Below are 18,622 nucleotides of genomic sequence, written 5' to 3'. Positions count from 1 at the left end.
GCGCACCTGCCGGGTCACCAGGCCCGGCACGGGCTCCACGCGCGGGTGCGAACCCGTCACCCACCCCTGCGCGCAGCGGCTCCGGCCGGGTTCCCCGGCCGGGGCCTCCGCCCGTTCCAGGGAGGTGCGGAGGCGCGGGGGACGGGCCAGGATGGGTCCCAGCGCCCCGTCGAGCCGAGGAGGGACGCCGTGCCGGACACCACTCCCCCCGGGACGGGACGCCGCCACCCCGGCGCGCGCGACCCCGTCACCGGCGGCTGGGACCGCGACGACGCGGCCGCCGAGCGGGACGCCGACGCCCGCGAGCGTGACCGCGACGCCGAGGACCGCGACGCGCGCGCCGTCGAGCGCATGACGGCCGCCGGGCACCGGCACGTGACCGCCGACCGGGACAGGGCCGCCGACCGGGACGCCGCCCGCGACGACCGCGACGCCCAGGAGGCCGACCGCAAGGCCGCGGCCCGCGACCGCGCGGCGGCCGCCGCCGACCGGGACGCGGCGGCCCACGACCGGGTCGCCGCCCGGGCGGACCGGGAGCAGTCCGAGGTCGACCGGGCCCAGGACCGCTGAGTCCGCGGCGCGGTCAGTCCACCGTCCCCGTGCGGATGACCTCCTCGGCCACCTGGCGCAGCTTGACGTTGCGGTGGCTGCTGGCGGTCCTGAGCAGGCCGAACGCGGCCTCCTCGTCGACCTTGCGCAGCGCCATGAGGATGCCGATCGCCATGCCGATGCGCCGGTTCGACTCCAGGGCGGTGCGCAGGTGGGCCATCTGCTCGTCGGCGACGAGCAGGTTCTTCTCCATGCGGGCGACCTGGTCGGCGGCCCGCTCCAGGGCGGCGGCGACGGCCGCCGAGGTCTCGCCGCGCGAGGGCCGCGACCGGCCGTCGGCGCCGGCGCGCGGGCGCTCCGCGGGGAGGTGGTCGACCACAGGTGGTCTCCGTGGCGGGTGGGCCGGAGGGCCGAGGTACCGGGTGCCCGAGGTTGGACACCTGGTGCTCCCCCCGACCGTAGCCGATGCCGCGCCCCTCACAGGCCGGCGTCCGGTTCCGGTACCGGCCGGTCCAGGGGGTGGGCGCGCTCGTCGGCGGGCAGCCGGGCGACCAGGAGGGTGATCACGGCCAGCACCGGCGGCGCCAGGCCGGCCACGAGGAACGCCGCCCGCAGACCGGCGCCCTCGCCCACCGGCCCGGCCAGGGCCACCGACACCGGCACCAGCGCGCCCGAGACGACGAAGTCGAGGCTGGACACGCGGCCGAGCAGTGCCGACGGGACGCGGCGCTGCAGCAGGGTGCCCCAGATGGTCATCCCGCCGTGCACCCCGGCGCCGACGAGGACGGCGGCGCCGACCACGACCGGCACCGACGTCGCGGTGCCGAAGGCGACCAGCGGCAGGCAGCCGGCGGCCCACAGCAGCGTCGTCGTCGTGAGGTAGCGGCGCGGCAGGGGCCGCGAGGCGACGACGAGCGAGCTCAGCGCGCCGCCGACGCCGGAGCCGGCGAGCACGAGGGAGTGCTCGACGGGACCGCCGCCGGCGTGCTCGCGCAGGGCGAACGGCGTCAGGACCTGCAGCGGCCCGGTGGTGACCAGCAGCATCAGCGACCCGAACAGCAGCGTGGCCAGCAGCCAGCGGGTGCGCACGAGGAAGGCCAGGCCCTCGCGCAGGTCGGCGACCAGCGCCCGCGCCGGGTGCGCCGGCCCGTCCGCGGCGCGGTGCGCGGGCAGCAGCGGCAGCCCGAGGACGCAGCCGGTGGCCGCGAGCGAGGTGGCCGCCGTGGCCAGCAGTGCCGCGCCCGGGGAGGCCGCCGCCACCAGCAGCCCGGCCAGCGCGGGCCCGGTGACCTGGTACAGCAGCGGCCGCATCGCACCCTCGAGGCCGTTGGCGGCCAGCAGCTGGTCCTCCGGCAGCAGCGCGGGGACCAGTGCGGAGTAGGCCGGGTAGTGCAGGCCGAGCCCGGCTCCGCCGAGCAGCCCGGCGACGGCGAGCAGCGGCAGCGGCAGCGCGCCGGCCACCGACAGCGCCCCGGCGAGGCCCACCGGCACCGCCGCCAGCAGCGTGACCGCGACCAGCAGGTGGCGCTGCGGCACCCGGTCGGCGAGCACCCCGCCGGGCAGCGCCGTCGCCAGCGTCCCGACCGCGGAGGCGCCGGTCACCAGCGACAGCTCCGCCGGCCCGCCGCCGAGGGCCACCACCTGCCAGACGGCGGTCACCGCCCAGGCGCCGTTGGCCACGAGCGACAGGGCCAGGGAGAGCGCCAGCCGGCGGTAGGCCGCCGAGCGCAGCGGCGCCAGCGCCCGCGGGGAGGCGGTCACCGGGCCATGGTCCCCCGCGACCCGGACCGCCTCCCGGCCGCCCGCGGGGACCACGGCGTCGGAGTTCCGGAGACGCGCATGGACCGGCCCTCCCCCGGGCACCGCTCCCCCGTGGGGGACTGGCGGGAGCAGCTGGACGGCATGTCCCTGGAGAGCCGGCTCAAGGCCCTGCTCGTGTACGAGCTGGCCTCCGACCGCGTGCCCGGGCAGCCGCTGGAGGTCACGACGGCCGCGGTGCGGGCCGTCGCGACGGCGGAGGGCCTGGACACCGGTCTGCCGTGGATCGACGCGGCCGCCGCGCGGATCAGCGCGACCCCGGACGGGGCACCCGGCGCCTGACCCCGCTGTGCCGCCTGTGACGGCAGGGGCGGGTGCGCCGCCCCGATCCGGACACGCACCGGGCGGTGCTGGCCCACCGCCGCGCCGCCTCGGACCCTGGCGGCATGACCACTGCCTTCTCCTACGGGACCGCGCACTCGGTCGTGATGGTCGGCTCGGTCGACAGCCCCGAGGGCCTGCAGCCCCGGCAGATCGGTCCGGCGCACGCGACGATCGGCCGGGTCACCGGCCGCAGCCGCAAGTCGCTGTGCGGCGCGTACGTGGCGGTGGACGAGCAGACGGAGTGGCCGCCGGAGGAGTACGAGGAGCACCAGCTCTGCCGGGAGTGCGCGGAGCTGGCCCGCCTCTGAGGGGTCCTCAGCCGCCCGCCACCGAGGGCAGCACCTGCACCACCGACCCGGCGGTCACCGGCGTCGCCAGGCCCGCGGAGAAGCGGACGTCGTCGCCGTCGACGTAGACGTTGACGAAGCGGCGCACCTCCCCCGCCTCGTCGCGGATCCTCCGCTCCAGCACCGGGTGGGTGGCCGCCAGCGCGTCGAGCAGGCCGGCCAGCGTCGCGTCGCCCGGGTCCACCCGCAGCCGCCGGACGCCGCCGGCCAGGTCGGCCAGCACGCCCGGCAGCACCACCTCGACCGTCACGGCAGCACCGCCGCACGGACGCACAGGACGTCGGGCAGGTGCTCGGCGACCGTGGTGAAGGTGTCGCCCTCGTCGGCGCTGGCGTAGACGCAGCCGTCCCGGGTGCCCACGTAGACGCCGGTCGGGTCGCCCTCGTCGACGCAGACGGCGTCGCGCAGCACGGCGGTCCAGGACCCGTCGGGCAGCCCCGCACCCAGCTCGGTCCACGTGGCCCCGGCGTCGCGGGTCCGGTGCACCCGCAGCCGCCCGCCGGGCGGCACCCGCTCGGCGTCGGCCACCAGCGGCACCACCCACGCGGTGCCCGGGGTGCGCGGCGAGGCGGCCACCGGGAAGCCGAAGTCGACCGGCAGCCCGGCGGCGATCGAGGTCCAGGACGCGCCGCCGTCGTCGGTGCGGAAGACGCCGAAGTGGTTCTGCGCGTAGAAGCGGTCGGGGTCGCCCGCGTCGGCGGCGACCTTGTGCACGCACTGCCCGTACTCCGGCGGCGGGTCGGGCAGGAACGGCGCGGTGATGCCGGCGTTGCGCGGCGCCCAGGTCGCCCCGCCGTCGTCGCTGGCGTAGACGCCGCCGGTGCTCATCGCCACCAGCACCCGGTCGGTCGTGGGGTGCGGCAGGACGGTGTGCACCGCGCCCCCGCCGGCGCCCGGCTCCCAGGTCGGCCGGTGCGGGTGGTCCCACAGGCCGCGGACCAGCGCGAAGGTGCGGCCGCCGTCGTCGCTGCGCCACAGCGAGTGCGGCTCGCACCCGGCCCACACGACGCCGGGACGGTCCGCGGTGTCCGGGCGGATCTGCCAGACGCGGGCCAGCGCGGCGCCGGTGTCGGCCGGGAAGCGGATCGCGCCCTGCTCGGTCTCGGCCCAGGTGCGGCCCAGGTCGTCGGACCAGGTGACGGTCGGGCCCCAGTGGCCGTACTGGACCCCGGCCAGCACCCGCGGCACCCCGCCGTCGGTGTCACTGCCCCGGGTGTCGACGCCGACCGCCGCCACCTCCTGCGCGAGCAGGTGCGGCCCGTCCACGGTCCAGGTGCGGCGGCCGTCGTCGCTGCGGGCCAGCCACAGCCCCTTGCGCGTGCCGATGGCGAGCAGGTCGGTCACGGTGCCTCCGCGGCGTCGGCGGGACCCGGCGGGTCCCTCCCGGCACTGCAGACCGCGGCCGGCGCCGGAACTGAGCGGGGGGCCCGCTCAGAGGCGCGTGGAGCCCTCCGTGCCCTCGGCGGTCCGGCCGGGGTGCCCGTCGGCGTGCCGGTCGGCGTGCCGGTCGGCGAGGCCCGGGGCCAGCCGCTCGGCCTCCGCCCTGAGCTTGTCCGCCGCCGAGGCGTGCTCCCGGGCCGCCTCGGCCCGCTGGCGGGCCTCCTGCTCGGCCAGGCGGGTGCGCTCCTCGACCTCGGCGCGCTCGCGGCGGGCGCGGGCGGCCTGCTCCTCGGCCAGGGCCTGCTCCTTCTCCGCCTGCACGCCGCGCAGCCGGGCCTCCTCGAGGTGCTCGCGCGCCTGGGCGCGCTGCTGCTCGCGGCGGCGTGCGCCGGCGACCCGGCTGCGCTTGGCCAGTGCGAGCCCGACCAGGGCCAGCACGACGACCGCCACGACCACGAGGAGCACGATCAACCAGGTGTCCACGACGCTCTCCCTCCCGAGATCGACTCGGGAGTGCCCTGGTGAGCGACCCGGGAAACCGAGATCACCTCAGCGCGGACCCCGCCTGCCACTGGTCCCACGGGATGGTCCAGTCCGCGATCGGCGAGGTGAGCGGGCCGGCGTCGGAGTTGACGATCTCGACGACGTCCCCGGGCTGGGAGAACTCGTAGAACCAGCGGGCGTTCTCGTCCGAGAGGTTGATGCAGCCGTGGGAGACGTTCTCCCGGCCCTGCTGCGCCACCGACCAGGGGGCGCCGTGGACGAACTCGCCGCTGTCGGAGATCCGCACGGCCCACTTCACCGGCGTGCGGTAGCCCTCGGGGCTGTCGACCGGGACGCCGTAGGTGCTCGAGTCCATGACGCGGTCGGCGTTGAGCTCGGTGACCACGTGCGGGCCGTTGTAGCTGGGGTTGTCCGGGCTGCCGGCGCTCATCGGCCAGTCCTGCACCAGCCGGTCGCCGTCGTAGACCCGCATGCGGTGGGTCGCGGCGTCGGCGACGGACACGTGCCGGTCGCCGATGCGGAAGGAGACCGTGCGGTCCTTCTCGCCCCAGATGCCGTCGCCGAGGTGGACGCCGTAGAGGTCTGCCTCGAGCGTCACGTCGGTCTGCGCCGGCCAGTACTGCGACGGGCGGAAGTGCACCTCGGTGTCGCTGAGCCAGCTCCACACGCCGTCGGTGGGGTTCGAGCTGGTGACCAGCAGGTGGCTCTCGGCGGCCGCCTTGTCCGCGACCGGCTGCTCGAAGTAGACGCGGATCGGCATGCCGACGCCGACCGTCTGGCCGTCCAGCGGGCCGATCGAGGGGGTGGTGACCGTCTCCGGGTCCACGGTGGTGAAGGTGCTCCTCGCCTCGGTCCGCTCACCGTCGGCGTTGGTCGCGGTGGCGGTCAGCGTGTAGGTGCTGCCGTAGGCGAGGTCCTGGTCCGGCGTCCAGACGTCGGTGCCCTCGGTGTCGCCGTCGGCCACCTGGCCGGGCACGTCCGCGCCGGCGCCGTCGGTGACGGCGACGTCGGCGAGGTCGCCGTCGGTGACGGAGATCTCCACCGGGTCGGCCGGGGCGACGTCGACCGCGCCGTCGGCCGGGGCGAGCTGCAGTTGCGCGGGCGCCGCGTCGGCCGACGTCGACGCCGCGGACGACGCGGACGACGCCGACGCCGACCGCCCGTCGTCGCCGCCCTGGCACCCGCTGAGCAGGACCAGCGCCCCCGCCGTGACCAGCGCAGCCGTCCGTCGCACCGTGTTGCCCCCTCGTCCCTGCCGCGCCACCCCCGGGCACGGCCGTACCCGTCCAGTGTCCACGCGGATCACGGAACCGTGGCGTCCGCCACCCGGGACCCCCGAGCGGGACGCCGTCGACCGCTGGTATCGTTCTCCCTCGTGACCCGGGCAGCCGGGAGACACGCGCCATTAGCTCAATTGGCAGAGCAGCTGACTCTTAATCAGCGGGTTCGGGGTTCGAGTCCCTGATGGCGCACAGCACAGGAGAGCGGCTCCTCCCCGGCGGGAGGGGCCGCTCCCGTCGTCTCACGGGCCGTCGTCGGGGACCGTCCCCTCGAGCAGCGGCCGCTGGCGCGTCGTGAGCGGGGCGAGCTCCGCGTCGAGGGCCCGGTACGCCTCCCGCTCCCGGTCGAGGAAGGCGGTCCAGGCGCCCCGGTCCCGCCAGCGGTCGACGGTGAGGAAGCGGCTCCCAGCCTCCGCGCCGCGGAACAGCTCCGTGCCGGCGTACCCGTCGCCCCGGCGGAACAGCCGCGCCCAGTCCCCGTCCGCCCCGTAGGCCGCGACGAACCGCTGCACGGCCGCGGGGGCGACCTCGTACTCCCAGATCCGCACGAACACGCCGGTCCGGACCCCCGGTTCAGCCCAGCCGCAGCCCGTGCTCGGCCAGCGCCTCGTCCAGGGTGCGCAGTGCCTTCGGGCCCACGCCGTGCAGCGCGGCCAGGCTCGCCCGCGGCACGCCGGCCAGCTGGTCGAGTCGCGTGTAGCCGGCCAGCCGCAGAGCCCCGGTCGCCGGGGCACCGATCCGGGGCAGCTCGTCGAGCGGCGTCACGCCCGGGACCGTAGCGGCCCGGGCGCGCCGGTGTCAGCCGCGGACGGCGCGCACCACCCGGCGGACGCCGAGCACCGCGGCCCCGGCGCCGGCGAGCCACGGCCCGGCGACGACCACCGGGTCGAGCAGCTGGTGCCGGACGTCCGAGCGCCCGCGGCGCGAGCGCAGGCCGCCGCGGGTGAACTCGGTGCGCAGGCCGGTGGCGGGCACGTCGGGCCGGCCGGAGGCGAACGACCGCAGGTGGTGCTCCCAGGCGTCCACGCGGTCGCCGACGACCAGCAGCAGCCAGTGCGCGAGCCGGCCCTCGCTGAACCGGGCGTAGGCGAACCGGCGGATCGCCCCGGGCAGGCCGCGCAGCGGCTGCGCGGTGCCGAACACCGGCGTCACGAAGGCGTGCTCGATCGAGTGCTCCCGGCCCTCGCTGCCCGGCTGGCGCTCGGGGAAGTCCCAGTGGGCGCCGGTGTCGGCCGGGTACTGCAGCTTCGGGTGGGACGGCCGGTCGGCCGGGTCGAGGTCGGCGCCCCACCCGGGGATGCGGGCCCGCAGCTCCTCGCGGCTCGGCGTCGGGGTGCGCTTGTCGCGGACGTACGCGCTCGGGATGTCGGACTCGCTCATGGTCGCCCCTCAGGCCGCGTCGGGCAGGATCACCGGCTTGATGCAGCCGTCGAGCTTGCTGGAGAACACGTGGTACGCCTCCGCGATGTGCTCCAGCGGGAAGCGGTGCGTGACCACCTCGCGCGGGGTCAGGTGGCCGTTGCGGACGTGCTCGAACATCCGCGGCCACTGCCGCTTCACCGGCGTCTGGTTCATCCGCAGCGTGAGCCCCTTGTTGAGCGCGTCGCCGAACTTCACCGCGTTCGGGATCGGCCCGTAGGCCCCGACGACCGACACCGTGCCGCCCTTGCGCACCCCGTCGATCGCCCAGTTGAGCGCGACCGGCGAGCCGCCCTGCAGCTTGAGCTTGGTCCCCGTGACGTGCTGCAGGAAGTTGCCGTCGGCCTCCGCGCCCGCCGCCTCGATGACGACGTCGGCTCCCAGGTAGTCGGTCTGCTTCTTCATCTCGACCACGACGTCGTCGTGCTCGTCGTAGTTCAGCGTCTCGGCGTGGGCCATGGTCCGCGCCTTCTCCAGCCGCTCCCGCAGGTGGTCGACCACGATCACCCGGCCGGCGCCCATCAGCCAGGCCGACTGCGCGGCGACCAGCCCGACCGGCCCCGCGCCGAGCACGACCACGGTGTCCCCCTCGGCGATCTCGCCGAGCTGGGCGCCGAAGTAGCCGGTGGCGGCGGCGTCGGTCATGACGACGGCGTCCTCGTCGTGCATCCACTCGGGGATCCGCACCGGGCCGACATCGGCGAACGGGACGCGCACGTACTGCGACTGGCCGCCGTCGTAGCCGCCGGTGGTGTGCGAGTAGCCGTAGATGCCGCCGACGGCGGTGGCGTTCGGGTTGACGTTGTGGCAGTTGGAGTACAGGCCGCGGGCGCAGAACCAGCACGACCCGCAGAAGACGTTGAACGGCACCATCACCCGGTCGCCGACCTGCAGGTTCCGCACGGAGGGGCCGACCTGCTCGACGACGCCGATGAACTCGTGGCCGAACGTGTGGCCGATCCGGGTGTCCGGCATCAGGCCGTGGTAGAGGTGCAGGTCCGAGCCGCAGATCGCCGCCAGGGTGACCCGGACGATCGCGTCGTTCGGGTGCTCGATCGACGGGACGTCCTTGTCCTCGACGCGGACCTTGTACGGCCCGCGGTAGACCATCGCGCGCACGCAGCGCCCCTCTCCTCGTGCCGGGCCCTGCACACCGGCGCTGCCGCAGCCGTGCCCGGCGCCCGCCGCCCGGAAACCGGTTGATCCGGTCCCCAGCATGGAGGGCATGACGACCACCCCCGGGCTCGAGCCGGTGCACCGTCCGGAGGACGGCGAGCTCGTCGGCCACCTGACCGCCGACGACGGCCGGGACGGGTGGACGGCGCACGCCGTCCCCGGCATGCCGCTGCGGCGGTTCCCCACCCGCGAGCAGGCGGTCGCCTTCCTGCGCGAGCGCGGGCTGGCGCTGCTCGCCGACCGCTGGACCTACACGCCCGAGACCGGCGAGCCGCGCACCGCGTGGCTGGTCGAGGCCCGGCCGGGGGCGGTCGTCGTCCGGTTCGGGTACGACCCGGCGTCGGTGCCGCTGGCCGGCGCGGACCTCGGCCGGCTCACCCCGGCATAGCGGCGGGCCGGGGAGCGTTCCGCGGGCGTGAGCAGCCCGCGGGACGTCGACGTCGTGGTGATCGGCGCGGGCCAGGCCGGCCTGAGCGCCGCGTACCACCTGACCCGCCAGGGCTTCGCGCCCGGCAGCGGCTTCGTCGTCCTCGACGCCGACGCCGCGCCCGGCGGGGCCTGGCAGCACCGCTGGCCCTCGCTGACCCTCGCGACGACGCACCGGGTGCACGAGCTGCCGGGCCTGCCGTTCGCGCCGGCGTCGGAGGACCTGCCCGCCGCCGAGGCGGTGCCGGCCTACTTCGCCGGCTTCGAGCGGCGCTTCGCCCTGCCGGTCCGGCGGCCGGTGCGGGTGTCGGCCGTCCGCCGCGGCGACGACGGCCGCTTCGTCGTCGAGTCCGACCGCGGGACGTGGCGGGCGCGGGGCCTGGTGAACGCCACCGGCACCTGGACGCGGCCGTTCGTGCCGCACTACCCGGGCCAGGAGACCTTCCGCGGCCGGCAGCTGCACACCGTCGGCTACCGCGGTGCGGAGGAGTTCGCCGGGCTGTCGGTCGTGGTCGTCGGGGGCGGCGCCTCGGCGGTCCAGCTGCTCGGGGAGATCGCGCCGGTCGCCCGCACGACCTGGGTGACCCGCCGCCCGCCGGTCTGGCGCGAGGGTCCCTTCGGCGAGGAGCAGGGCCGGGAGGCGGTGGCCCGCGTCGAGGCGGCCGTCCGCGCCGGCCGGATGCCCGGCAGCGTCGTCGGCGCGACCGGGCTGGTGGTCACCCCGTGGGTGCGCCGCGCCCTGGACGACGGCGTCCTCACCCGGCTGCCGGTGTTCGACCGGATCACCCCCGGCGGCGTCGCCTGGGACGACGGCCGGTCCGTCGCCGCCGACGTGATCCTGTGGGCCACCGGCTTCCGCGCCGCGGTCGGCCACCTGGCCCCGCTGCGGTTGCGCACCCGCGACGGCGTCATCCGGCTCGACGGCACCTCCGCCGTCGACGAGCCGCGCCTCCAGCTGGTCGGCTATGGGCCCAGCGCGAGCACGATCGGCGCCAACCGGGCCGGCCGGACGGCGGCGGTGACCCTGCGCCGGCTGCTCGCCGCCGACCTGCCCCGCACCGCCTGACCGGGGGCGTCCCCCAGCACCGGGTGGGGGACGATCCAGGGTCGGGCCGGGGGTCCTCCCCGATGTACCGGGCACCCCGCTGCCGAGAGCCTTCCCGGCATGACCTCGCAGCCCTCCCCCACCCCGGCGGTGACCCCGTGATCGTCGCCAGCGGACTCACCAAGCGCTACGGCGACCGGGTCGCCGTCGACCGCGTCTCCTTCACCGTCCGGCCGGGCCGGGTGACCGGCTTCCTCGGCCCCAACGGCGCCGGCAAGTCGACGACGATGCGGATGGTCATCGGCCTGGACCGGCCCACCGAGGGCACGGTCACCGTCGACGGCATCCGCTACCTCGACTGCCCCGCCCCGCTGCGCGCGGTCGGCGCGCTGCTGGAGGCCCGCGCCCTGCACCCGGGCCGCACCGCCTGGGCGCACCTGCGCTGGATGGCCGCGTCCAACGGCATCCCCGCCGCCCGCGTCGACGAGGTCCTCGGCCTGGTCGGGCTGGAGGCGGTGGCCGGGCAGCGGGTGGGCCGGTTCTCCCTCGGCATGGGGCAGCGGCTGGGCATCGCGGCCGCGCTGCTCGGGGACCCGCCGGTCGTCGTCCTCGACGAGCCGGTCAACGGGCTGGACCCCGAGGGCATCCGCTGGGTGCGGACCCTGGCCCGCGACCTCGCCGCCGAGGGCCGCACGGTGCTGGTGTCCAGCCACCTCATGGCCGAGATGGCGCTGACCGCCGACCACCTGGTCGTCATCGGCCGCGGCCGGGTGCTCGCCGACTGCCCGACGGCGGACTTCATCGCCGAGCACGCCGCCTCCTACGTGCGCGTCCGCACGCCCCGGCCGGCCGACCTCGCCGAGCTGCTGCGGCGCTCGGGCGCCGACGTCACCCGCGACGGCGACGAGCTGCGCGTCCAGGGCGTCGACGCCGCCGCCACCGGCGAGCTCGCCGCCGGCGCCGGCCTGGTGCTGCACGAGCTCGGCCTCGTCCGGTCCTCCCTCGAGGACGCCTTCATGACCCTGACCGCCGGCAGCGTCGAGTACGCCGCCGCCCGCCCCGCCGAGGTGACCCGGTGACCGCCTCCACCCTGGCCGCGCCCCGCGCGTCCTCCCCCGCCCCGGCCGCGACCGCCGGGCTGCCCCGCGCCCTGCACGCCGAGTGGATCAAGCTGTGGTCGGTGCGCTCCACCGGCTGGTCGGTGGCCGCGATGGTCGGCCTCGGCGCCGGGCTCACCACGCTGGTGTGCGCGCTCGTCGCTCCCGACCTGGCCGCCGGGGAGACCGGCGAGCCGGTCGGCGCGTTCATCACCTGGGGGCTGCTGTTCGCTCAGGTCACCGCCGTCGTCCTCGGCGCACTCACGGTCACCGCCGAGTACGGCACCGGGATGATCCGGGCGACCCTCGCCGCCACCCCGCGCCGCGGGACCGTGCTCACCGCCAAGGCGCTGGTGCTCGCCGCGGTGCTGTTCGTCGCCGGCGTGGTCACCGCCGTCCTCGGCTGGCTCGGCGGCAACGCGTTCCTGTCCGCGGAGGGCATCGGCCTGTCCCTCGGCGACGACGGGGTGCTGCGCTCGCTGCTCGGCAGCGGCCTCTACATGGCCGGTCTCGGGCTGTTCGCGATGGCCGTCGGGCTGCTGGTGCGCTCCACCGCCGCCGCGGTGTCGGTGGTGCTCGCGCTGGTGTTCCTCGTCGGCAACCTGGTGATGCTGCTGCCCGGCGCCCTGGGCGAGTGGCTGACCAAGCTCATGCCGGGCAACGCGGGCTCGCGGATCGCGATGCCGGAGTCGTTCAACCCGCTGCTGCTCGAGCCGTGGGTCGGGTTCGCCGTCTTCGCCGCCGAGGTCGCCGTCGTCCTCGCCGTCGCCGCGGTCGCCTTCACCCGCCGCGACGCCTAGGCCGCCCGGGCCCCGGCCCGCCCCCTCCGTCCGCACGGAGGGGGCGGGCTGGCACCGTGGAGGGGTGACCTCCCCCGATCCCGCCGCCCTGGGCCGCGAGCGCGCCGACCTGCTGCTGACCCGCCTCGAGGCCGGCGACGACGCCGGGGCCGACGCGCTGCTCGCCGGAGTCGACGAGGTGCGCGACCTCGTCTACGTCGGCGCGGCGCTCACCGCGCAGGCCCGGGCCGAGGCGCGCGCACTGCCGCCGGCGCAGCGGGCGCAGGCCAACACCCGGCAGCTGCGGCTCGGGGCGGTCCGGGACGCCGCCCGCACGGACCCGGCCGCGCTGCGGCAGTGGCTGCGCCGCTCCGGCGAGGAGCTGCTGCTCATCCGCTCGCTGCAGGCCGCGGCCGACCGCGTCTCCTGAGCAGGGGGGGGTCAGACCGCGGCCGGGACGGCCGCGCTGCGCGGCTCGAGGTGCACCCCGGCGATCGTGCAGCGCACCGAGCCGCCGGCGAGCTCGACCGTCGGGACGGCGACCGGCAGCAGCCGGGCCGACGCCTCGATCACCCGGCGCTGGCCGGCGTCCAGGCTCGCCGCGGCCCGTGCGGACAGCGCGAGCACCGGGCCGTCGGCGCCCTGCACCTCGATGGCGTTGCCGGCGAACTCCCCGACCTGCCACGCGGTGAGCGGGACGACGGTGCGCCCGGTCGCCTCCAGCCGGGCGACGAGCCCCGCCCGCTCGGCCGCCGACGGCAGCAGCTCCAGCCCGACCAGCGCGTACTCGCCGGCCACGCTCATCACCACGTTGGTGTGGTGGACGGCCCGGCCGGCCGCGTCGACGGCGTCGAAGACCACCGGCTCGTACCCGAAGCCGCGGCAGAAGCGGTCCAGCGCCCAGGGGTCGACCCGCAGCGACCGCGCGACGTAGGCCGTGCGCGCCACGTGGTCGAGCACCATCGCGCCGGTGCCCTCGAGGTAGCGGCCGTCGTGCTCCAGGCCCGAGAGGTCGACGACCTCGTGCACCCGGTAGGCCGCCTCGAGGAACTCGACGACGTCGCCGCGCCGCTCCCCGCGCCGGTTGGCCGCGTACATCGGGAACAGCGCGACGCGGCCGTCGGCGTGGGTGGACAGCCAGTTGTTCGGGAAGACGCTGTCGGGCCGGCCGGGCCCGGGGTCGTCGAACAGGTGCACCGTGACGCCCGCGGCGGTGAGCGCCCCGGCCAGCGCGGTGACCTCGTCGTACGCGCGCCGCGCCAGCACGCCCGGGTCCTCGCGGACGACGCGCACCTGGAAGGCGTTGTCCCCGAGCGTCAGCGGGTTGGGCGAGAAGGCGTGCGGGCGGACGAGGACGACGGCCGAGGGGGCCTGGGCGGCGGCCCCGGCCGTCACGAGGGGATCGGCGTGAACGCCGCGACCATCCCGAACAGGTCCTTGGGGTCGTCCGGCTCGGCGACCAGGTCGATGTCATCGACCCACGGCGTGCCGGCGACCGCGTCGCGGACGTAGCGCAGCGCCGAGAGGTCCTCGACCGCGAACCCGACGGAGTCGAACAGCGTCACCTGGGCCGCCGAGGTGCGCCCGGCCGCCCGGCCGGTGAGCACCTGCCACAGCTCGGTGACCGGGAAGTCGGCCGGCATCGCCTGGATCTCGCCCTCGATGCGGGTCTGCGGCGGGAACTCGACGAAGACCTCGACGTCCTCGCGCAGCAGGATCGTGGGGTCCAGCTCGGTCTTGCCGGGGCAGTCGCCGCCGATGGCGTTGAGGTGCATCCCCGGCTCGATCCAGTCGGCCTGCAGCACGGTGGCCCGGGCCTTGTCGGCCGTGCAGGTGGTGACGACGTCCGCGCCGCGCACGGCCTCCCGGCCGGAGGACGCCACCGTCACGTCGAAGCCCAGCGGCTCCAGGTTGCGGACCAGCTTGGCCATCGCGGCCGGGTCGGTGTCCCAGACCACGACGTCGTTGACGCCCAGCGCCCCGCGCATGCCCAGCGCCTGGAACTCCGCCTGGCTGCCGGCGCCGATGAGCGCCAGGCGCCGGGAGTCCGGCCGGGCGAGGAGGCGGGCGACCATCGCCGACGTCGCCGCCGTCCGCAGCGCGGTCAGCAGGGTCATCTCGGCGAGGAAGACCGGGTAGCCGTTGGAGACGTCGGCCAGCGCCCCGAAGGCGCTCACCGTCTGGAAGCCGCGCGCCGGGTTGCTCGGGTGCCCGTTGACGTACTTGAAGGCGTAGGTCTCGCCGTCGCTGGTCGGCATCAGCTCGATCACGCCCCAGGGCGTGTGGCTGCCGACGCGGGCGATCTTGTCGAAGGACTCCCACCGGCGGAAGTCGTCCTCCACGTAGCGGGACATCCCGGCGATGATCCGCTCGGGCCCGGTCTCGGCCGTCCAGCGGACCATGTTGCGCACGTCGACGAACGCGGTCATGCCGGAACGGTATTGCTGGGCGATCTGCACACACAATGAGCGAACGGCGCGCGTTGTGACCAGACACCGATCACTTCACCGAGATCAGCTGTACGTTCTGCGCATGGCCGATCTGAGCGACCTCGACCGCCGCCTGCTCGCGGCGCTGCGGGAGGACGGCCGCGCGCCGGTGGCCGGGCTGGCCCGCCGGCTCGGGGTCACCCGGGCGACGGTGACCAGCCACCTCGACCGGCTCGTGGCCGAGGACGTCATCGTCGGGTTCACCGTCCGGGTGCGCGACGAGGCCGCCGCGGGCGGGGTCCGGGCGGTGTCGCTGGTCGAGGTGGAGGGCCGCTCCACCGACGACGTCATCCGGCGGCTGCGCGGCTTCCCGGAGATCGAGTCGATGCACTCGACCAACGGCGCGTGGGACCTCGTCGCCGAGCACCGCACCGCCGACCTCGTGGAGTTCGACCGGCTGCTCAACCGCATCCGGTCGGTGCCCGGGGTGATCAACAGCCAGACGAGCCTGCTGCTGACCTCGGTGCTGCGCTGAGCGCTCAGGCCGCGCGGGTCGCCGTCCGGGCCACCGGCAGCCCCGCCAGCAGGACGCCGGCGACCAGCACGTAGGTCCAGGGCAGCCCGACGCCGGCCGCGACCAGCCCGAGGACCAGCGCGCCGATCGCCGTCCCCGCGTCGAAGGAGGCGTTCCACAGCGCGCTGGCCGCGGTCGAGCCGCCCTCCCCCGCGCGGGCGAAGGCGGTGACGAGCGTCAGGTTCTGCACCGCGCCGTAGCCGGCGCCGAAGAGCGCCGCCCCGGCCAGCACGACGGCGTCGCCGGTGACCAGGCCCAGCGCGACGGCGGCCAGCCCGAGTGCGCCCGCGACCAGGGCGGCGGGCAGCAGCCGGCCGGTGCCGACCCGGTCGGCCAGCAGGCCGGCGCGCCAGCGGGTGAGCGCGCCGGTGACGCCGAACACGAGGAGTGCGGCCGTCGCGAGGACGCCGTCGGGGCGCTCGATGGGCAGGAAGGTGACCACGCCGCCGCCGGCGAGGGTGACCAGCAGCAGCACCGCCGACGGCGCCAGCGCGGCGCGGGCGGCGGCGCGCGAGGACGTGCCGGCGCCGCCCTCCCAGTGCACCGAGCGGGCCAGCCCGGGCACCAGCGGCAGCGCGAGCACCGGCGAGGCGGCCAGCCACGCCAGCCAGCCGGGGTGGCCGTCGAGCACCAGCGCCACCCCGGCCGGCACCGCCACCAGGTTGGGCACCGCGATCGCCAGCCCGTAGAGACCGATGGACTCGCCGCGGCGCTCGGGCGGGGCGGCCTGCGCGGCGAGCACCGCGCCGAGCACGGTGAGCACCGCGAAGCCCGCGCCACGCACCGCCGACACCGCCGACAGCCAGGGGACGCCGTCGCCGAGGGCGTACAGCGGCGAGGGCGCACCCAGCGCGAGGAGGCCGGCGGCGAGGACCGGGCCCAGGCCGAACCGCGCGGTCAGCGCCGGGACGACCGACTGCACCGCGATGGTCACCGCCAGGAAGACCGCGGTCACCACGCCGGCGGTGTCGGCCGACGCCCCGCCCGCCACCGCGTACGCCGGCAGCGAGGCGAGGGTCAGGCAGTAGCTGGCGAAGCCGAGCGTCGTCGCCCCCACCAGCGCCCGCATCGCCGGCAGCCGCCACAGCGACACCCGGTCCGTCGTCCCCCTGCTCACACCGCTCCCCTCCGCGGGGCGTCGTCGCCCGGCCGTCCAGCATGACCGGGGGGGCCGGGGCGGCCCGGCGGCGGGTGGAACCGGCTCAGCCCAGCCCGGCGTCCCGCGCGCGGGCGACGGCGGCGGCGCGGTCGGGGACCTGGAGCTTGGTGAGCACCGCGGAGACGTGGTTGCGCACCGTCTTGTCCGACAGCGCCAGCCGGCGGGCGATCTGGCCGGTGGGGAGCCCGGCGGCCAGCAGCTCGAGCACCTCCCGCTCCCGGCCGGTGAGCTCCGGGAAGGCCGGCGCGCGGGGAGCCGTCCCGGTCAGGGCGTCCGCGACCCGGCGGGCCACCGCTCCCCCGTAGACGGCGTCCCCGTCGGCGACGGCGAGCACGGCACGCACGATCTCCCCGGCGTCGGCGCCCTTGAGCAGGTAGCCGCGGGCACCGGCGCGCAGCGCGCCGAAGAGGGAGGCGTCGTCCTCGTGCATGGTCAGGACGAGGACCCCGAGGCCCGGCCGACGGCGGGTCAGCTCGTCGATCGCGGCGATGCCCGGCAGCCGCGGCATCGCCAGGTCGGTGAGGACGACGTCCGGCGCGGTCCGCGCGACGAGGGCGAGCAGCTCGGCGCCGTCGGCGGCCTCGCCCACCACCTCGACCTCCGGCGCGGCGTCGAGCACCGAGCGGAGCCCGTACCGGTACATCGGGTGGTCGTCGGCCAGCACCACGCGGACGGTCACCGCTCCGCCCCCAGGGGCAGGCCGGCGACGACGCGCGTGCCGCCGGGACCGCTGGTCACGGTGAGCTCCCCGCCCACCGCCCGGGCGCGCGTCCGCATCGAGGACAGCCCGACGCCCGCGGGCCGGGCGTCGCCGTCCTCCGGCGGGAAGCCCGCGCCGTCGTCGACCACCGCCACCTCGAGCCGGCCGTCGCGGGCGCGCAGCCCCACCTCGGCGCGGCGGGCGCCGGAGTGCCGGGCCACGTTGGTCAGCGCCTCCTGCGCGATCCGGTAGGCCGCCGTCTCGACGTCGGGCGGGAGGGGCGGCAGCGGCTCGGCGGTCACCCGCACCGGCACCGACGGGGCCAGCGCCTCGGCGTGCCGCTGGACCGCGGCCACGAAGCCGACGTCGTCCAGCGGGGCGGGCCGCAGCCCGTCGAGGATCCGGCGCACCTCGCCGACCGCGCCGTCGACCTCCTCCCGCATCCGCGCCAGCAGCGCACGGGTGGCCGGGTCGGCCCGCTCCCCGAGCATGGCCTGCACCGCCTGGACCCCGAGGCCGACGCCGGCCAGCGAGGGCCCGAGCCCGTCGTGCAGGTCGCGGCGGATGCGGTCCCGCTCCGCGTGCGTCGCGGTGAGCACCCGGTCGCGCTCGCGCTCCAGCGAGCGGGTCAGCTCCAGCGCCCGGACGACGGCGGCCACCTGCGGCGCCAGGGCCGCGAGCAGCCTCCGGTCCCCGGCGGTGAACGGCTCCCCGGGGGCGCGCTCGGCCACGCACAGGGTGCCGACGTCCCGGCCGCCGACCCGCAGGGGGACGGCGACCACCCCGTCGCCGGGCCCCGGCTCCCCCGGCCGCAGGACCCGGGCGTCCGGGGCGCGCAGCGCCGTGGCGACCGTCCCGAGGACGGCGGGCAGCAGGCCGGCCTCGTCGGCCCGGGCCACGCGGTCGCCGAGCTCGGTCACCGCCGTCACCGGGTCGCGGCGCCGTCCGTACACGAACCGGTCGGCCGCCGCCTGCAACCGGGAACGGGTCGGACCGAGGGCGACCGCGAGCAGCGCGGCGAGCACGGCGCCGGTCACGGGCGACAGCGTGCGGCCGAGGCCGGCCGCGGCGACCGCCGCCACGGCCAGGTACAGCCCGACGACGACGGCCGTCAGCGCCCCGTACACCAGCGCCCGGCTGACGACGATGCCCAGCAGCCGGTAGCGCACGACCCCGACGAGGATCGCGCCCGGGACCATGAGAGCCACAGGCACCACCACCCACCCGGGTGCCGGTACCACGAACACCACCACCATCAGCGGCAGGACGACGCAGACCAGCCAGGCCAGCTCCTGCCGCTCCGGAGGACGGGCGCGGACCATCCGCACCACCGTCGCCACCCAGATGGTGAGGACCCCGGCGCCGAGTGCGACGACCGCCGCGACCAGCACGGCCGTCGTCCACCAGGTCCGCGGCAGCTCGAGGGGTGCCGGGCCCGAGGCGATGTCGTTGTAGGTCTCCTGCGAGAGACTCGCCCCGACCGTGACGACGCACAGCCCGGCGGGGGGGGGGGGGCCCCCCCCCCCCCCCCCCCCCCCCCCCCCCCCCCCCCCCCCCCCCCCCCACCCCCCCCCCCCCCCCCCCCCCCCCCCCCCCCCCCCCCCCCACCAACACAA

General features: G+C 77.0%; 24 protein-coding genes and 1 tRNA gene. 10 read left to right on the top strand and 15 right to left on the bottom strand.

The window, feature by feature from the left end; all coding sequences use genetic code 11:
* The first annotated feature begins 189 nt into the window (after window positions 1-189).
* Window positions 190-570: a hypothetical protein gene (locus tag ACI79Z_RS20470; protein ID WP_456903656.1), complete on the top strand. Its 381-nt coding sequence runs from the start codon at window positions 190-192 to the stop codon at window positions 568-570.
* Window positions 571-583: 13 nt separating this feature from the next.
* On the opposite strand, the gene ACI79Z_RS20465 is transcribed toward ACI79Z_RS20470, so the two are convergent.
* Together ACI79Z_RS20465 and ACI79Z_RS20460 are read right to left on the bottom strand one after the other, a co-directional pair.
* On the bottom strand, window positions 584-928 hold the full coding sequence (locus ACI79Z_RS20465; RefSeq protein ID WP_456903655.1) for an ANTAR domain-containing protein: 345 nt from the start codon (window positions 926-928) through the stop codon (window positions 584-586).
* A gap of 98 nt (window positions 929-1,026) precedes the next feature.
* Window positions 1,027-2,310, bottom strand: a complete 1,284-nt coding sequence (locus ACI79Z_RS20460; protein WP_456903654.1) for an MFS transporter — start codon at window positions 2,308-2,310, stop codon at window positions 1,027-1,029.
* Between the two features lie 78 nt (window positions 2,311-2,388).
* On the opposite strand from ACI79Z_RS20460, the gene ACI79Z_RS20455 reads away from it, so the two are divergent.
* Both ACI79Z_RS20455 and ACI79Z_RS20450 read left to right on the top strand, forming a co-directional pair.
* Window positions 2,389-2,649 (top strand): hypothetical protein, encoded by a 261-nt coding sequence (locus ACI79Z_RS20455; protein ID WP_387985617.1) that lies wholly within the window; start codon window positions 2,389-2,391, stop codon window positions 2,647-2,649.
* A gap of 104 nt (window positions 2,650-2,753) precedes the next feature.
* Window positions 2,754-2,999 carry a hypothetical protein gene (locus ACI79Z_RS20450; protein WP_387985620.1) on the top strand — a complete coding sequence of 82 codons (246 nt, stop codon included), beginning with the start codon at window positions 2,754-2,756 and terminating at the stop codon, window positions 2,997-2,999.
* 7 nt (window positions 3,000-3,006) lie between these two features.
* Here ACI79Z_RS20450 and ACI79Z_RS20445 read toward each other — a convergent pair whose 3' ends face one another.
* The 4 genes from ACI79Z_RS20445 to ACI79Z_RS20430 form a co-directional block, all read right to left on the bottom strand.
* Entirely contained in the window at window positions 3,007-3,288 is a 282-nt protein-coding gene (locus ACI79Z_RS20445) for a ubiquitin-like small modifier protein 1 (protein WP_387985622.1), read from the bottom strand.
* Window positions 3,285-4,382, bottom strand: a complete 1,098-nt coding sequence (locus tag ACI79Z_RS20440; RefSeq protein ID WP_456903653.1) for a WD40/YVTN/BNR-like repeat-containing protein — start codon at window positions 4,380-4,382, stop codon at window positions 3,285-3,287. The genes ACI79Z_RS20445 and ACI79Z_RS20440 overlap by 4 nt, the downstream gene beginning before the upstream one ends.
* A gap of 87 nt (window positions 4,383-4,469) precedes the next feature.
* Complete coding sequence (locus tag ACI79Z_RS20435; protein WP_387985627.1) at window positions 4,470-4,901, bottom strand: hypothetical protein; 432 nt, start codon at window positions 4,899-4,901, stop codon at window positions 4,470-4,472.
* A 61-nt stretch (window positions 4,902-4,962) separates the two neighbouring features.
* Window positions 4,963-6,156, bottom strand: a complete 1,194-nt coding sequence (locus ACI79Z_RS20430; RefSeq protein ID WP_456903652.1) for an Ig-like domain-containing protein — start codon at window positions 6,154-6,156, stop codon at window positions 4,963-4,965.
* Window positions 6,157-6,321: 165 nt separating this feature from the next.
* Between ACI79Z_RS20430 and ACI79Z_RS20425 the strand changes: the two genes are divergently transcribed.
* A tRNA-Lys gene (locus ACI79Z_RS20425) sits at window positions 6,322-6,394 on the top strand.
* A gap of 50 nt (window positions 6,395-6,444) precedes the next feature.
* Here the strand turns inward: ACI79Z_RS20425 and ACI79Z_RS20420 are convergent.
* The 4 genes from ACI79Z_RS20420 to ACI79Z_RS20405 are packed head-to-tail and all read right to left on the bottom strand — an operon-like array spanning window position 6,445 to window position 8,731.
* Window positions 6,445-6,750 carry an antibiotic biosynthesis monooxygenase family protein gene (locus tag ACI79Z_RS20420; RefSeq protein ID WP_456903651.1) on the bottom strand — a complete coding sequence of 102 codons (306 nt, stop codon included), beginning with the start codon at window positions 6,748-6,750 and terminating at the stop codon, window positions 6,445-6,447.
* Window positions 6,751-6,775: 25 nt separating this feature from the next.
* Window positions 6,776-6,967, bottom strand: a complete 192-nt coding sequence (locus tag ACI79Z_RS20415) for a helix-hairpin-helix domain-containing protein (protein ID WP_387985634.1) — start codon at window positions 6,965-6,967, stop codon at window positions 6,776-6,778.
* 33 nt (window positions 6,968-7,000) lie between these two features.
* Window positions 7,001-7,582: a hypothetical protein gene (locus ACI79Z_RS20410; RefSeq protein WP_387985637.1), complete on the bottom strand. Its 582-nt coding sequence runs from the start codon at window positions 7,580-7,582 to the stop codon at window positions 7,001-7,003.
* A gap of 9 nt (window positions 7,583-7,591) precedes the next feature.
* Window positions 7,592-8,731: a zinc-dependent alcohol dehydrogenase gene (locus ACI79Z_RS20405; RefSeq protein WP_387985869.1), complete on the bottom strand. Its 1,140-nt coding sequence runs from the start codon at window positions 8,729-8,731 to the stop codon at window positions 7,592-7,594.
* A gap of 115 nt (window positions 8,732-8,846) precedes the next feature.
* Here ACI79Z_RS20405 and ACI79Z_RS20400 point away from each other — a divergent pair, with 115 nt between their 5' ends.
* The 5 genes from ACI79Z_RS20400 to ACI79Z_RS20380 all read left to right on the top strand — a co-directional run bounded on the left by ACI79Z_RS20400 (window position 8,847) and on the right by ACI79Z_RS20380 (window position 12,574).
* Window positions 8,847-9,185, top strand: coding sequence for a hypothetical protein (locus ACI79Z_RS20400; protein WP_456903650.1), 339 nt, complete (start codon window positions 8,847-8,849; stop codon window positions 9,183-9,185).
* Window positions 9,186-9,212: 27 nt separating this feature from the next.
* Window positions 9,213-10,289, top strand: coding sequence for an NAD(P)-binding domain-containing protein (locus ACI79Z_RS20395; protein ID WP_456903649.1), 1,077 nt, complete (start codon window positions 9,213-9,215; stop codon window positions 10,287-10,289).
* A gap of 137 nt (window positions 10,290-10,426) precedes the next feature.
* The gene (locus ACI79Z_RS20390; RefSeq protein WP_387985644.1) at window positions 10,427-11,347 is read left to right on the top strand and encodes an ABC transporter ATP-binding protein; all 921 of its coding nucleotides are present in this window, start codon (window positions 10,427-10,429) and stop codon (window positions 11,345-11,347) included.
* A complete protein-coding gene (locus ACI79Z_RS20385; RefSeq protein ID WP_387985646.1) occupies window positions 11,344-12,165 on the top strand; it encodes an ABC transporter permease subunit in 822 nt (273 codons plus the stop codon). Before ACI79Z_RS20390 ends, ACI79Z_RS20385 begins: the two co-directional genes overlap by 4 nt.
* Before the next feature lie 64 nt (window positions 12,166-12,229).
* A complete protein-coding gene (locus ACI79Z_RS20380) occupies window positions 12,230-12,574 on the top strand; it encodes a hypothetical protein (protein WP_456903648.1) in 345 nt (114 codons plus the stop codon).
* 11 nt (window positions 12,575-12,585) lie between these two features.
* Here the strand turns inward: ACI79Z_RS20380 and ctlX are convergent, their stop codons facing one another.
* On the bottom strand, window positions 12,586-13,539 hold the full coding sequence (gene ctlX, locus ACI79Z_RS20375; RefSeq protein WP_456903647.1) for a citrulline utilization hydrolase CtlX: 954 nt from the start codon (window positions 13,537-13,539) through the stop codon (window positions 12,586-12,588).
* Window positions 13,536-14,573, bottom strand: a complete 1,038-nt coding sequence (locus ACI79Z_RS20370; protein WP_456903646.1) for an ornithine cyclodeaminase — start codon at window positions 14,571-14,573, stop codon at window positions 13,536-13,538. Before ACI79Z_RS20370 ends, ctlX begins: the two co-directional genes overlap by 4 nt.
* Before the next feature lie 103 nt (window positions 14,574-14,676).
* Between ACI79Z_RS20370 and ACI79Z_RS20365 the strand changes: the two genes are divergently transcribed.
* Window positions 14,677-15,108 carry an Lrp/AsnC family transcriptional regulator gene (locus ACI79Z_RS20365; protein WP_456903645.1) on the top strand — a complete coding sequence of 144 codons (432 nt, stop codon included), beginning with the start codon at window positions 14,677-14,679 and terminating at the stop codon, window positions 15,106-15,108.
* A 4-nt stretch (window positions 15,109-15,112) separates the two neighbouring features.
* On the opposite strand, the gene ACI79Z_RS20360 is transcribed toward ACI79Z_RS20365, so the two are convergent.
* From ACI79Z_RS20360 to ACI79Z_RS20350, 3 genes are all read right to left on the bottom strand, one after another.
* Window positions 15,113-16,264 carry an MFS transporter gene (locus ACI79Z_RS20360; RefSeq protein WP_387985655.1) on the bottom strand — a complete coding sequence of 384 codons (1,152 nt, stop codon included), beginning with the start codon at window positions 16,262-16,264 and terminating at the stop codon, window positions 15,113-15,115.
* 85 nt (window positions 16,265-16,349) lie between these two features.
* The gene (locus ACI79Z_RS20355) at window positions 16,350-16,985 is read right to left on the bottom strand and encodes a response regulator (RefSeq protein ID WP_387985656.1); all 636 of its coding nucleotides are present in this window, start codon (window positions 16,983-16,985) and stop codon (window positions 16,350-16,352) included.
* A complete protein-coding gene (locus tag ACI79Z_RS20350; RefSeq protein WP_456903644.1) occupies window positions 16,982-18,397 on the bottom strand; it encodes a histidine kinase in 1,416 nt (471 codons plus the stop codon). Before ACI79Z_RS20350 ends, ACI79Z_RS20355 begins: the two co-directional genes overlap by 4 nt.
* Between the last annotated feature and the right edge of the window lie 225 nt (window positions 18,398-18,622).

Source organism: Geodermatophilus sp. SYSU D00663, from assembly GCF_054050655.1.
The sequence above is the reverse complement of the archived record's forward strand: the minus strand, read 5'-3'. Positions and strand labels throughout refer to the sequence as shown.